At 64.3% G+C, this 13,302-nt stretch carries 11 protein-coding genes and 1 pseudogene; 1 reads left to right on the forward strand and 11 read right to left on the reverse strand.

The genetic code is table 11. The features are described from left to right. The 4 genes from AKN84_RS43010 to AKN84_RS43025 all read right to left on the reverse strand — a co-directional run. Positions 1-1,567 (reverse strand): GMC family oxidoreductase (locus tag AKN84_RS43010; RefSeq protein WP_050426388.1); only part of this gene is annotated, 1,567 nt, incomplete at its 3' end. A gap of 24 nt (positions 1,568-1,591) precedes the next feature. After that, complete coding sequence (locus AKN84_RS43015) at positions 1,592-2,140, reverse strand: twin-arginine translocation pathway signal (protein ID WP_050426389.1); 549 nt, start codon at positions 2,138-2,140, stop codon at positions 1,592-1,594. Positions 2,141-2,185: 45 nt separating this feature from the next. Next, positions 2,186-2,581, reverse strand: coding sequence for a VOC family protein (locus AKN84_RS43020; RefSeq protein WP_050426390.1), 396 nt, complete (start codon positions 2,579-2,581; stop codon positions 2,186-2,188). After that, complete coding sequence (locus AKN84_RS43025) at positions 2,582-2,902, reverse strand: c-type cytochrome (RefSeq protein ID WP_050426391.1); 321 nt, start codon at positions 2,900-2,902, stop codon at positions 2,582-2,584. A gap of 402 nt (positions 2,903-3,304) precedes the next feature. Here AKN84_RS43025 and AKN84_RS43030 point away from each other — a divergent pair, with 402 nt between their 5' ends. Beyond that, positions 3,305-3,619: a hypothetical protein gene (locus AKN84_RS43030; RefSeq protein ID WP_050426396.1), complete on the forward strand. Its 315-nt coding sequence runs from the start codon at positions 3,305-3,307 to the stop codon at positions 3,617-3,619. 60 nt (positions 3,620-3,679) lie between these two features. On the opposite strand, the gene arfB is transcribed toward AKN84_RS43030, so the two are convergent. The 7 genes and pseudogenes from arfB to ileS form a co-directional block, all read right to left on the reverse strand. Further along, positions 3,680-4,099, reverse strand: coding sequence for an alternative ribosome rescue aminoacyl-tRNA hydrolase ArfB (arfB, locus tag AKN84_RS43035; RefSeq protein ID WP_050426392.1), 420 nt, complete (start codon positions 4,097-4,099; stop codon positions 3,680-3,682). Between the two features lie 155 nt (positions 4,100-4,254). Beyond that, positions 4,255-5,418, reverse strand: coding sequence for an IS4 family transposase (locus AKN84_RS43040; RefSeq protein WP_050426393.1), 1,164 nt, complete (start codon positions 5,416-5,418; stop codon positions 4,255-4,257). A 295-nt stretch (positions 5,419-5,713) separates the two neighbouring features. After that, positions 5,714-7,078 (reverse strand): M16 family metallopeptidase, encoded by a 1,365-nt coding sequence (locus AKN84_RS43045; protein ID WP_162240941.1) that lies wholly within the window; start codon positions 7,076-7,078, stop codon positions 5,714-5,716. Continuing rightward, positions 7,075-8,466, reverse strand: coding sequence for a M16 family metallopeptidase (locus AKN84_RS43050; protein WP_193399724.1), 1,392 nt, complete (start codon positions 8,464-8,466; stop codon positions 7,075-7,077). The genes AKN84_RS43045 and AKN84_RS43050 overlap by 4 nt, the downstream gene beginning before the upstream one ends. A 151-nt stretch (positions 8,467-8,617) precedes the next feature. Next, complete coding sequence (locus AKN84_RS43055; protein ID WP_050426394.1) at positions 8,618-9,349, reverse strand: hypothetical protein; 732 nt, start codon at positions 9,347-9,349, stop codon at positions 8,618-8,620. Between the two features lie 100 nt (positions 9,350-9,449). Further along, positions 9,450-9,971, reverse strand: a complete 522-nt coding sequence (gene lspA, locus AKN84_RS43060) for a signal peptidase II (protein WP_128971686.1) — start codon at positions 9,969-9,971, stop codon at positions 9,450-9,452. Next, a pseudogene (ileS, locus tag AKN84_RS43065) lies at positions 9,944-12,977 on the reverse strand (isoleucine--tRNA ligase). The gene lspA and the pseudogene ileS overlap by 28 nt, the downstream one beginning before the upstream one ends. Positions 12,978-13,302: the final 325 nt, after the last annotated feature.

The following is a 13,302-nucleotide window of genomic DNA, read 5'->3' on the forward strand; positions in this document are numbered from 1 at the left end:
AGATTTCCTTGCGTTGCATCGCGCCGGCGATGCTGTCGGCCTGGCGGATCGCCAGCGACACGATCGTGAGCGTTGGATTGCACGCCGCACCGCTCGTGAACTGGCTGCCGTCGGAGACGAACAGGTTCTTGATGTCATGGGTCTGGCCGAACTTGTTGACCACGCCGTCGCGCGGCTTCTCGCTCATCCGGTTGGTGCCCATGTTGTGGGTCGAGGGATAGGGCGGCGTCGGATACGTCACGGTGGCGCCGACCGCCTCATAGACTGCGGCGCCCTGCTTGTAGGCGTGATCGCGCATCGCGACGTCGTTCGGATGGTCGTCGAAATGCACGCTCGCGACCGGCATGCCGAACTTGTCCTTGACGTTCGGATCCAGCGTGACGCGGTTGGTCTCCTGCGGCAGGTCCTCGCCGACCAGCCACATGCCGGCCATCCGCGGATAGCCTTCCATGGCGCTGCTGAAGCTGCGGCCCCAGGCGCCGGGATTGAGGAACGCGGCCATGAAGGGCAGGCCGAGCGACAGCGTTTCCATCTCGTAGCCGCCGACGAAGCCGCGCTTCGGATCGTTCTTCGCCTCGTCGCGGATGATGCCGGCCATCGTGGTGCCGCGATACATGTGTACCGATTTCTCGAAGGTCGCATACACGCTGCCGGTCATGTGCCGCAGATAGTTGCGACCGACCTGGCCGGATGAGTTGGCAAGGCCATCCGGGAACATGCTGGAGGCGCTGTTGAGCAGCAGGCGCGGGCTCTCGATCGAGTTGCCGGCGACTGCGACCACGCGGGCCTTCTGACGCTGCATGGCGCCGGTTTCATCGGCATAGACCACGCCGGTCACCTTGCCGGATTGATCATGCTCGATCTTGATCACCATGCTGCCGGGGCGCACTTCGAGATTGCCGGTGGCTTCGCCCTTCGGGATCTCGGTGTAGAGCGTCGACCATTTGGCGCCTGACTTGCAGCCCTGGAAGCAGAAGCCGATCTGCTGGCACGAGCCGCGGCCGTCGCGCGGCTCGCTGTTGATCGCCATCCGTCCGGTATGAACCTCCTTGTAGCCAAGCTTCTTCGCGCCGGCCTCCATCACCTTGAAATTATTGTTGCCGGGCAGGCCGGGAATGCCGTTGGTGCGGGTGACGCCCATCTTGTTCTCGGCCTTGGCGTAATACGGCTCCATCTCGGCGAGCGTGATCGGCCAGTCCAAAAGATTGGCGCCGGGGATATTGCCGTAAGCCGACTTGATCTTGAACTCGTGCTCGTCGAAGCGCAGCGAGGCGCCGGCCCAGTGCACGGTGGAGCCGCCGACCGCCTTCACGATCCAGGCTGGAATGCTGGGGAAGTCCTTGTGCACGCGCCAGCTTCCGGACGTGGTGCGCGCGTCCGACCAGGCGAGCTGGCTGAAGCTGTCCCATTCATCGTTGATGAAATCCTGGTTCTCGATGCGCGGGCCGGCTTCGAGGATCACGACCTTGATGCCCTTCTGCGCCAGTTCATTGCCGAGCGTTCCGCCGCCGGCACCGGAGCCGACGATCACGACAACGCCGCTGTCATTCAGATCGAATTTTGTCATGGCTTCCTCCTTGGCGTTGTCCGTTCAAACCTTCGGCAACCAATCGATGTCGGCGAAGCCGCGCTTGATGTAGCCGCCATGCTCGGCGGAGGAGCCCTCGTAACCGAACCGCGGCCAGACCTCCTTGTTGTTGTAGAGCGAGGCGATGAGATCGCCGCGGATCTGCTGGAAGAATGCGCTTGTCTCGATCCGTTGCAGCAGCGCGACGCGATCGTTTTCCCAGGCGACCTGCGCATAGGGCGTCTTGTGGCGCTCCTTGGCCTCCTGATCGAGCCGGGCTACGCCGTCATTGATCAGCGATTTGACCGCCGGATCCTTCGCGGCCTTGTCATCCCACGGCTTGACCGCTGCTATGTAATAGCTGTCGCCGAGGAAATCGTGCGGATAGATGTCGCGCGCCATCTTCAGGAGCGTCTTCAGCGTGGCAGGCGTCAGCGTCGAGGCGCCTTCGGCCCAGGCATCGGTGATGCCGAGCCCGGTCGATGTCGCGATCGCGACGGCGGGGGCGGTGACGGCCGCGCCTTTGAGAAAGACACGCCGGTCATATCTGCTGCGTCGATCGATTTCTCTCATGGGTTTCCTCCGTAATTTTATTTTCTATTTGGATTTGCAGTTGGATTAGCCGAAGCGCCCGCCGCGCTGGATCACCTCGATCTTGTAGCCGTCCGGATCGGAGACGAAGAAGAAGCGCGCCAGCGTCCTGCCGTCATGCTTGAAGTCGCGCAGCGGCCCGGGCGACAGCTTCTCCCTCTCGAACCGCGCGTGCTCGGCATCGACGTCATCGACGACGACGGCGAGATGGCCGTAGCCGTCGCCGAGCGCATAGGGCTCCTTGCGATCGAAATTGACCGTGAGCTCGACCTCGAAGGGCGAGGACGGATGGCGCAGATAGATCAGCGCGAAATCGGAAAATCGCAGATTGTCCGCGACCTCGAGGCCGAAGGCGCGACGATAGAAGTCGAGCGCCCTGGCCTCGTCGAACACGCGGATCATCGAATGCACGGGTTTCGCCATTCAGTTCAGCTCCTTCAGGTGGGCGATGATCATGGCGCGGGTTTCCGGCCTGGCCTGCCGATAGGCCATCACGCTGCCCGGGATCACCTCTTGCGGGTTGGTCAGCCAGGCATCGAGCCTGGCGTCGTCCCAGACGAAGTCAGCCTTGGCTAGACCTGCGGAATATTTGAAGCCGTCGGCCTTGCCGGCATGGCGGCCGACGATCTTGTAGAGCGACGGTCCCTGCCGGACCGGATCTGTCGCGTTTGACGTGTGGCAGGTCGCGCATTGCTGCTTGAACAGCGTCGCGCCGTCGGGCGGCTTGGCGGCGGGCAGGGGCATTTGCGCAGCCGCAATTTGCACTGCAAGCATTGCGCTGCAAAATCCCAGCGCCGACGTCCATCCTGCAGCCCACCTTGCGCGCAGCTTTGTCATATACATCACCGCCCTCTGTGCCGTGACTGTAGGAGGCTGAAATCCGCCGTTGGTAGTAGCGGGCTGTTTCACAGCAGAACAAAGATGGGCGGTGGTTTGGCGCGGAACCGGTCGCTGCCGCATATGCGGACGACAAATCCGCAAAATGACCGCGAAATTCCTGCACGATCACCACACGACGCAGCTTGCATTGCGTGTGCGCCGTTTGCGGAAATTCAGTCTTGCGCGATGGGGTTTTAGGGTCGGCGCTGCAAACGGCGCACGACCTGCGCCGCTCCGTCCATCGTCAGTCAAAGTCCAGGAGAAATGATGACGTTTGCAAAAACCAGCGTGCTCGCCCTTGCCATCTCGGCCGCGATGGCCGGCCCCGTCCTGGCACAGGGAGCGGCGACACCCAATACCCAGCTTCGTGGCGGCGCGCCGGGCGCAGGAACGATGCAGCAGGGCGGCGGCATGTCCGGCAGCGGCGATGAGGAAATGGCGGCGCAGCCGACGTCGCCGAGCCAGAAGAGCGGCACCAGCGCCAAGTCGGGCAGCAAGGGAACGGTCGGCAGCAGCAGCGGCCACGCAACGTCACCGAAGTCTGGTGGTTCCGAAATGGCGCCCGGAGCCAAGAAGTATTAGTTCGCGATACGGGATGCAGCGTGCGCGTGTGCGCTGCATCCGACTTTCTCTAATCGTCCTCTAGTCGTCGAAACGGCGCGTGCCGCGGCCGGCCTTGATGTCGCTGCGGCGCTTCTTGCCTTCGAGCCGGCGTTGCTTGGAGCCGAGTGTCGGCTTGGTCGGCCGCCGCGGTGTCGGCCTCACCATCGCTTCCCTGAGCATCTCGAGCAGCCGCTCGATTGCGTCTGCGCGATTGCGCTCCTGGGTGCGGAAGCGGAACGCCTGGATCACGATCACGCCGTCCTTGGTCATGCGGCTGCCGGCGAGCCGCGCCAGCCGCTGCGCGGCATCCGGCGGCAGCGCGATCTTGTGCGTGTCGAAGCGGAGCTGGGCTGCTGTCGAGACCTTGTTGACATTCTGCCCGCCCGGACCGGAGGCGCGGACAAAGACGATCTCAATATCGTTCTCGTCGATCGTAAGGTCGCGGGACACCCGCAGCATGACATCACCCGGTGCAGGGAAGAATCGGCGGCCGCAGGATAGCGGGTTTGTGTTGCGTATGCTCGGGCAGGGTTGATCGGCTACGTCTAGCGCCGATGCCTGGGCCACCCCTCTCCCCAACCCTCCCCCGCAAGGGCAGGGCTGTCCGGGGAAACTCAGCCATAGCAGAATTCGATTTGGCCTGGGGATTTTCTGGACTGGCGTCGGCCAGGGTTGATGGGCGGAGGCTTGTCGATCGCTGCAAGGGCTCGGCGGGTGAACAGAAGTTGGCCGACGAGTTCGGCCAGTCTGATGGGAAGCATTTTGATGCAGTTGGCCCGGGCCGCGATCCGCAGCAGCAGGTAGGCGATCATGGCCGCGAGCACTTGCAAGCGGACTGCGTTGTCGTTGGTTCCGAGAAACTTGCGGATATCGAGATGTTGCTTGATCCAGCGAAACAGCAACTCGATCTGCCACCGGCTCTTGTAGAGGGCGGCGATCTCGACGGCGGTGCGGCTCAGATCGTTGGTCAGAAGCGTAATCACGCCACCGGCCTCGCGCCTGAGCTTGATACGGCGCAGCGGTATTGGCAGCCGTGAATCACCCTTGGAGACAAGCTTGACCTCGTCATCGGCGATGATCTTGAAGCCATCGCCCTTGCGCTTGCGGATGGTGCGATGCTTGAACGCCCGAAGCCGAATGCGTTGCTTGGCCCGGGTAACGAACAAAGCCTTGCTGCCGTTGATCTTCTGCCACCAGTCAAAGCGGCAATATCCCTTGTCAAACACGTAGGTTGTGCCTGGCTGGATCGGAAGCTGACGACCGATCTCGATGTCGTTGACGTTGGCTGGCGTCACCTCGACGGACGACGGGACATCACCCTTGGGATCGTAGACGACGTGCAGCTTCATGCCGCGGATGCGGCCGTTCCACGTCGACCAGTTACAGACCTTGCCGAGTGGGATCGGGCTGGCATCGATCAAGCGCACCATCTCCTTGCCTTCGCATCGCAGCTGCCGGCTGGCCATTGCCGACAGCGTCGCAAAGGTCTGCGCGAAGACACCGACCGGGCGGCGGGCATTGGCATCTGACAGTGTCGAGCGGTGCAGCTTGCCGGTCCCAAGATGATAGTGGTGCTGAGAATTGGCGTTGAAGCCGGCCACGACGGCGCGCAGGCTGTCGTGGCCGCTCAGTTGCGCATAGATCAGCGCGACCAAATGATCCCAGCTCGTGAACGACTTGTCATAGGCATTCCCGTCCACACCATCCACAGCCGCACGAAATTGCCGCCGATTGATCGGTTCAAGGAGCTTGCCAAAAATGCTATCGCTAAACCGCATGCTCGGTCCCTTTCTGAGTCTCGACAACCAGAAAGTACCGGCTTCATGCCGGTTAAACCGGGCATGCTCCGCGACATAGTGAATCATTCCCCGGACAGCCCTGCCGCAAGGGGGGAGGGAGCCCATCCACCGGTGCGTCCCTGACGATCCAACGCCAATCGAAGCATCACCGCCAGTCGTGCACGCCGTGAGGTGAGCACGCCTCCCAGGCTCCCTCCCCCCTTGCGGGGGAGGGTGGGGAGAGGGGTGGCCACGACGGTGGTGTGTGTGAAAAGGCGGGCGCGCCGAGAGCGCGTCAGTTTGCCTTCGGCGGCGCCGACACCGGCTGCGCGGCGGCTTGCGGGGCGCGGCCGACGATCACGGTGAGCAGGCCGTTGCCCCACAGCCGGTTGGAGACCCGCTTGACGTCGTCGAGCGTCACCGCATCGACGATGGCGCTGCGCTTCTCGATGTAATCGATCGGCAGCTTGTCGAGCTGGTATTGCAGCATCGCCTGCGCGAGCTTGGAGGAGGTGTCGAGCGCCAGCATCTGCGAGCCCTTCAGATAGGACTTCGCCTCGTCGAGCTCCTGCTGCGTCGGACCTTGCTCGGCGATGCGGCGGATCTCCGCCTCGATCGCATCGATGGTCTCGCCGGCGCGGTCGGCGCGGGTGCCGGTGTTGCCGATGAACAGCGCGGAGTGATCCATCCAGAGCAGCGACTCATAGATCGAATAGGCCAGCCCGCGCTTCTCGCGCACTTCCTTGTAGAGCCGCGACGACAGCCCGCCGCCGCCGAGAATGTGGTTCACCACATAGGCGGCCATGAAATCAGGATCGTGCCTGTTGACGCCGGGACCGCCGAAGGTGACGATGGTCTGCGGCACGTCGAGCGGGACAAAGGCGCGCTGCGGCGGCTTGGTCGCCACGACGTCGGCAACGGGCGTCAATTCGGCCTTGGCCGGCAGGTCGCCAAAGGTCTTGTCGAGCAGCTTGCCGAGCGTGTCGGCGTCGACGTCGCCGACAACGGCGATCCGCAGCGTATCCTTGGCGATGATGCGGCGGACATAGTCCTTCAGGTCGGAGATCTCGATGGTCGGCACGCTCTCGAGCGTGCCGGTCGCCGACCTGCCATAGGGATGATCGCCGAATGCGAGCTCGAGGAACTTGCGGCCGGACAGCGAAGACGGATTGGTCGATTCGCGGCGCAGGTTCGAGATCACCTGGGCGCGGATGCGTTCGACGTCCTTCGGCTCGAAATGCGGCGAGGTCAGCGCCATCCGCAACAGGTCGTAGGCTTCGTCCTTGTTGTCCTTGAGCATGCGCAGCGAGCCGCGGAACTGGTCGCGGTTGGACGCGAAGCTGAGCTCGATGGCGCGGCGCTCGAGCCGCTCATGATAGGTCTTGGAATCGAGATCGCCGGAGCCCTCGTCGAGCAAGTCGGCGACCAGATTACCGACGCCGGGCTTGCCGGATGGATCCTGGCTGGCGCCGCCGCCGAACGAATATTCCATCGCGATCAGCGGCACCGTCGCGTCCTGCACGAACCAGGCCTCGATGCCGCCGGGCGATACCAGCCGCTGGATCTTGGCCGCGGCCTGCGAGGGCATCGATGTCAGCGTCAGCAGCGCGGCGCAGGCGCCGCCGATCAGCGCCGCGCGGCGGGTGATGGAATAGGTCACGAGCGCTTCTCCTCGCGTTTCGGCGCAGTATCCTTGATCAGATAGCCGGTCACCGACCGCTTCTTGTCGAGCCAGGTAGTGGCTGCTGCGCGCACCTGCTCGGCGGTGACGGCGCGAATGCGTTCCGGCCAGTTGCGGATGTCGTCGATGCTCAAGCCCGTGGTCAGCGCGCCGCCGTACCAGCGTGCCAGCGTCGCCTGGTTGTCCTGGGCGTAGATCGCTTCCGCGATGAGCTGGGTCTTGACCCGTTCGAGATCCTCGGCGCGCGCGGGGTTCTGCGCGAGGTCGGCGATCACCTTGTCGATCGCGTCCTCGATCTGGGCGAACTCGACGCCCGGCTTCGGCGTCACCGCGATCGAGAATTGCGACGGATCGAGCGCGGTGCCCTGATAGCCGGCGCCGGTCGAGATCGCGAGGCCCTTGTCGATCACCAGCGAGCGATAGAGGTAGGAGTTGGAGCCGCCGCCCATCAATTGCGCCAGCACGTCGAGCGCCTGGCTCTCGCCGGCCGCCCCTGTCGTCGCCGACGGCACCAGATAGTAGCGGCGCAGGTTCGGCTGTTCGACGCGCGGATCCGACAGCGTCACGGTGCGCGGGGCGGCCGGTGTCGGCTCCTGCGGCCGGACGCGCTTCTCGGCGATTGCCTTCTGCGCCGGGATCGGGCCGAAATTCTTCTCGACCAGCGGGCGGATATCTTTGACGTCGACATCGCCTGCGATGACCAGGATCGCGTTGTTCGGCGCGTAGAAGCGGCGGTAGAAGGCGAGCGCATCCTCGCGGTCGAGCTTCTCGATCTCCTGGTGCCAGCCGATCACCGGCCGGCCGTAGGGATGGTTGAGATAGAGCGCGGCCATGATCTGCTCGGTGAGCCGGGCATCCGGGTTGTTGGCAACCCGCATGTTGAACTCCTCGAGCACGACGTCGCGCTCGGGCAGCACATTCTCGTCCTTCAGGATCAGGCCGGTCATGCGGTCGGCCTCGAATTCCATCATGGTGGGCAGCTGCTCGCGCGGCACGCGCTGGAAGTAGCCGGTGTAGTCGTTGGAGGTGAAGGCGTTCTCGTTGCCGCCGACGCGCAGCACGGTCTGCGAGAACTCGCCGGCCGGGTGCTTGGCGGTGCCCTTGAACATCAGATGCTCGAGGAAATGCGCGAGGCCCGACTTGCCGGGCGTCTCGTCAGCGGAGCCGACCTTGTACCAGATCATCTGCGTGACGACCGGCGTGCGGTGATCGCGGATCACCACGACCTGCAGGCCGTTGTCGAGCGTGAAGCTCGCGGGGCGTTCCGAGGTGACGGTGGTCTGGGCGCGAAGGCTGGTGCCCGACAGCGGGATGGTTGAAACAAAGGCGGCAGCGAACAGGGCAATCGATCGGCGTGAGGGCATCATGGTCCTTATGAAAGCCCGGACACACAGCCGGGGTGCGAAAGCAAGCCATCGTACACGGTCGTCTCCGTGCCCGTCGTCACGAAGCGGAGAGACGGATGTCCACCCGCATTAAGCTTTGCTCATGTCAGCCTTCGCCCAACCAGGCCAAGCGTCACTGCAACGGTTTTCCGGTCATGACGTCGTATTGGCCTTCTTGCACCTTCGGCTTCATCGGCCCGGTGCCGTAGTCGAACCCCGCGGACGGCGTCTGATAGCCGGGCGGCGGTTCGGTCAGGGATTCGCGGGTCGGCTCGCCCTTGAATGGCTTGGACTCGCTGCTGTTGCCCTTGAACATGCCGAGCAGACCGCCGGTGTAGCCGAGCTGGCTCGGCATCAGCGAAGGATTGGTGTTCGTGCCGGGCTCGAGCGGCTCCCTGCGGCCTTCGGTGGCAGTCTGCTGCTTGCGGCCCGCCTCGATCTCGGCCGGCGTCAAAGCCACCGCCGACTGCCACGGCTCCTTCTTGACTTCCTTCTTGCGCGCCGCGATCGCGGCCTTGCGGGCGGCGATATCGGGGTCCTTCGGCCAGTTCGGCGCGTTGACCTGCGTGGTCGAGGCGGGCGGCGGCAGGTCGAGCTTCGGCGGCACCACCAGCGGCGAGCGCTCGCGGTAGTCGATGCCCTTGCTGGCGGCGCTCTTGGCGCCGAGGCCGGTCATCAGATTGTCGATGATCCGCTCTTCGAAGGTCAGGCCGTCATCGCCGTCATCTTCATCGTCGCCGGCACGCACCGGGCCGGCGGTCATCACAAGGCCGATTCCGGCCGCAACGAACGCCAGGCGCAGGCCGCGCAGCAGCGACAGCTGGGAGGTCTCGATCAGATTTCCGCGGGCTTTGGTGTTGCGCATCGCGCTATTCCCATCTCAAAATTCGCCAGAGCGATCACTGGCTTACCGCTCAGTTCCGCTGGGTGCAGGTCGACCGCCGATCGGCTCGTATCGGCCGGGATCAGGGCGCTTTTACGGCGGGGGTCCCCACGACGGAATCATACAATAGGGCCGCCACGCCAGCAACGATGGCCACGTCGGCGAGGTTGAAGATGTACCAATTATAGGTTTTTCCGGCGATCTCGACGTGAAGCAGGGCGAAATCGACCACCGCGCCATAGGCGAAGCGGTCGATCCCGTTCCCGATCGCGCCGCCGATGATCAGGCCGAGCGACAGCGTCGCAAGCCAGGTCCGCGACCGCGCCATCCAGATCGCCAGCGCGATCACGGCGGCGGCCTTGATCACCATCAGCAGGATCTGGGCGGCCGGGGTCTCGCTCTGGAACCAGCCGAAGCTGATGCCGGGATTCCAGGCCAGCACCAGGTCGAAGAACGGCGTCACCGTCACCGGGGCGTGGTGCGCGATGTCGAGGACATGGAGCAGCCAGAGCTTGGAGGCCTGGTCGGCGATCAGGGTGATGACCGCCGCCAGCACACCGGCGCGAACGGGCGAGTTCAAGCCGTGACCCCCAGCGCCTTCCATTCGCGCAGCGCCTGCGCGTCGCGCGGCGAGACGTCGGGATAGTCAGGATCCTCGCCGATTGTGGGGAGGATCTTCCATGAGCGCGCACATTTGGTGCCGACCGCCTTCTCGACCACCACGCAACGCCCGGCACCGCATCGAGACGGAAGGCCGTGGCCGGCGCCTCGCCCTCGCGCACCTCGTAGTTCGAGGTGATGCAGACTTCGGCGAGATCGATGTCGAACAGCGTGGCCAGCATCTCGCGGTCGGCGACGTAGATCACCGGCGATGCTTCGAGCGAGGAGCCGATCCGCTTGGCGGCACGTTCAAGCTCGAGCGCACCGGTGACGACGCGGCGGACGTTGCGGATCGTCTCCCACTTCGCGGCGAGGGCATCGTTGCGGAACTGCTCGAGGCCCTCGGGGAACAGCGTGAGATGCACCGAAGGCTCGGCGTTCGGCCGGTACATCCGCCAGGCTTCGTCAGTGGTGAAGCTCAGGATCGGCGCCAGCCATTTCAGGATCGCGTCGCACAGCAGATCGATCGTGGTCAGCGCCGCCTTGCGCGCCACCGAGGACGGCGGATCGCAATACAGCGTGTCCTTGCGGATATCGAAATAGAACGCCGACAGCTCGGAGTTCATGAAGGCGGCGAGCGTTGCGACCACGGTCTTGTAGTCGAACGCGGCATAGGCCTTGCGGATGGTCTCGGTATGGCCGGCCAGCTCGTGCAGCATCAGCCGCTCGAGCTCGGGCATCTCGGCGAAGGCGACTTTCTCAGTCTGCTTGAAGTGATGCAGCGTGCCGAGCATCCAGCGGATCGAGTTGCGCAGCTTGCGATAGGTCTCGATGGTGTTCTTCAGGATCTCCGGACCGATGCGTTGGTCGTCGGCATAGTCGGTGGCGCAGACCCACAGGCGCAGGATATCCGCGCCGGAATCCTTGATCACCTTCTGCGGCTCGACCGTGTTGCCGAGCGACTTCGACATCTTGCGGCCGTTCTCGTCGAGCGTGAAGCCGTGGGTCAGCACAATGTCGTAGGGCGCGCGGCCGCGCGTGCCGGCGCTTTCCAGCAGCGAGGAGTGGAACCAGCCGCGATGCTGGTCAGAGCCTTCGAGATACATCACGGTGTCGTTGCCGCCATCGACCTTGCGGACGATGTTGCCGAGCTGCGGGAAGTTCTGGCGGTCTTCCAGCACGAAGGCGTGCGTGGAGCCGGAATCGAACCAGACGTCGCAGATGTCGTCGACCTTCTTCCAGTTTTCGGACGCGCGTTCCCTAAGGAAGCGCTCGCGGGCGCCGTCCATGTACCAGGCGTCGGCGCCTTCCTCCATGAACGCCTCGGTGATGCGCTGGTTGACCACCTCGTCCTGCAGGATCTCGGCCGAGCCGTCGGCGTTCTCGCGCACGAACACGGCGATCGGCACGCCCCAGGCGCGCTGCCGCGAGATCACCCAGTCCGGCCGGTTGGCGATCATGCCGTTGATGCGGTTCTCGCCGGCCGGCGGCACCCATTGCGTGACCGAGATCGCGTGCAGGGCGCGGGCGCGCAGGGTGTCGCCCTTCTTGGCGTGGCCGTGCTCCGCGATGTCCATAGCCCCGGGCTTGCCCGGGGCGTCCACGATGTCTTTGTCCATCGCGATGAACCATTGCGGCGTGTTGCGGAAGATCACCGGCTTCTTGGAGCGCCAGGAATGCGGGTACTGGTGCTTGAGGCGGCCGCGCGCGAGCAGCTTGCCGGCTTCGATCAATGCCTTGATGACAGCCTCGTTGGCATCGCCCTTCTCGCCCTTGTCGTTGAGCACGCGTTTTCCGGTGAAGCCCGGCGCCTGTGCGGTGTAGGCGCCGTTCTCATCCACCGTGTAGGGGATCGCGGTCGGGATGCCGCGCGCATCGAGCTCGCGGGTGTTGGCGGTCCAGACGTCGAAGTCCTCGCGGCCGTGGCTCGGCGCGGTGTGCACGAAGCCGGTGCCGGTATCGTCGGTGACATGCTCGCCTGATAGCAATGGCACGATGAATTCGTAGCCGCCGCCAAAGCCCTTCAACGGATGCGCGCATTCCACGGCGTCCAGCGTGTCGCCGGGGATATCGCGGACCTTCTCATAGGAGGTGACGCGCGCCTGCTTGAACACTTCGGCGGCGAGCGCATCGGCCAGGATCAAGAGATCGCCGGTCTTCGCCCAATTGTCCGCGGGCGCATCCGTGACCTTGTAGAGGCTGTAGGCGATCTTCGGCGAGAACGAGATCGCGCGGTTGCCGGGCAGCGTCCATGGCGTGGTGGTCCAGATCACGACCGAGGCATTCGCGAGTGCGCCATGCGCCGGCGAGGTGACCGGGAATTTCACCCACACCATGTCGGAGGTGTAGTCCTCGTACTCGACCTCGGCCTCGGCCAGCGCGGTCTTCTCGACCACGCTCCACATCACCGGCTTGGAGCCGCGATACAGCGTGCCGTTGGCGGCGAACTTCATCAGCTCGCGCGCGATCTGCGCCTCTGCCGGATAGCTCATCGTCTCGTAGGGATGATCCCAGTCGCCGATGATGCCGAGCCGCTTGAACTCCTCGCGCTGCACGTTGATCCAGTGCGTCGCATAGGCGCGGCATTCCCGGCGGAACGCGACCATCGCGGCGGAGTCGCGGAAGTCCGGCTTCTGCTTGCCCTTGGACCGGTAGTTCTCCTCCTCGATCTTCCATTCGATCGGCAGCCGTGGCAGTCCCAGCCCGGCACATAGTTGGAGTCGAAGCCGAGCATCTGCTGGCTCTTGGTCACGACGTCCTTGAGGATCTTGTTCAGCGCGTGCCCGATATGGATGTTGCCGTTGGCGTAGGGCGGGCCGTCATGCAGCACGAACTTGGCGCGGCCCTCGGCTTCCCGGCGGAGCCTGTCGTAGAGGCCGATGTCGTTCCAGTATTTCAGGATTTCCGGCTCGCGCTGGGGCAGGCCGGCGCGCATCGGGAATTCCGTCTGCGGCAGGTAAAGGGTCTTGGAATAGTCGTTAGCGTCGGTCTTTTGCGGCTTGTCGGACATGAAAGCTCTGATTTGGCAGGTGCGGGCGCGGAAACGCGATCAATCGCGGGTGAAAACGGCGAAAGTCCCGGTCTTGCGCCGAGCCTTGAGGCTCAGGCGGAAGCCGGGCCGCTAATCCGTATGATGCGCCGCGAAAACATGGGGTTTCCATAGCAGCCAAGCGGGAAATCGCAAAGCCCCCGGTGGCCGGCGGACCGTTCCGCAGGACCGCCCCCGGAGCGGGATAGGCTGAGCTGGAGCGGCGGCGGAGGTGCCACCTCTCCCTTGGGAGAGGTCGATTTGCGCAGCAAATCGGGTGAGGGGTTGCGGTCTATCGAGAGAACGA

The sequence above is a fragment of the Bradyrhizobium tropiciagri genome, assembly GCF_001189845.1.
Classification (GTDB): Bacteria; Pseudomonadota; Alphaproteobacteria; order Rhizobiales; family Xanthobacteraceae; genus Bradyrhizobium; species Bradyrhizobium tropiciagri.

What these genes read in the sequence shown, in the direction of transcription:
- AKN84_RS43015 (WP_050426389.1), bottom strand. Translation starts at nt 2,140, where the DNA reads ATGAGAGAAATCGATCGACGCAGCAGATATGACCGGCGTGTCTTTCTC.
- AKN84_RS43020 (WP_050426390.1), bottom strand. Translation starts at nt 2,581, where the DNA reads ATGGCGAAACCCGTGCATTCGATGATCCGCGTGTTCGACGAGGCCAGG.
- AKN84_RS43025 (WP_050426391.1), bottom strand. Translation starts at nt 2,902, where the DNA reads ATGCCCCTGCCCGCCGCCAAGCCGCCCGACGGCGCGACGCTGTTCAAG.
- AKN84_RS43030 (WP_050426396.1), top strand. Translation starts at nt 3,305, where the DNA reads ATGACGTTTGCAAAAACCAGCGTGCTCGCCCTTGCCATCTCGGCCGCG.
- arfB (WP_050426392.1), bottom strand. Translation starts at nt 4,099, where the DNA reads ATGCTGCGGGTGTCCCGCGACCTTACGATCGACGAGAACGATATTGAG.
- AKN84_RS43040 (WP_050426393.1), bottom strand. Translation starts at nt 5,418, where the DNA reads ATGCGGTTTAGCGATAGCATTTTTGGCAAGCTCCTTGAACCGATCAAT.
- AKN84_RS43050 (WP_193399724.1), bottom strand. Translation starts at nt 8,466, where the DNA reads ATGATGCCCTCACGCCGATCGATTGCCCTGTTCGCTGCCGCCTTTGTT.
- AKN84_RS43055 (WP_050426394.1), bottom strand. Translation starts at nt 9,349, where the DNA reads ATGCGCAACACCAAAGCCCGCGGAAATCTGATCGAGACCTCCCAGCTG.
- lspA (WP_128971686.1), bottom strand. Translation starts at nt 9,971, where the DNA reads ATGGAAGGCGCTGGGGGTCACGGCTTGAACTCGCCCGTTCGCGCCGGT.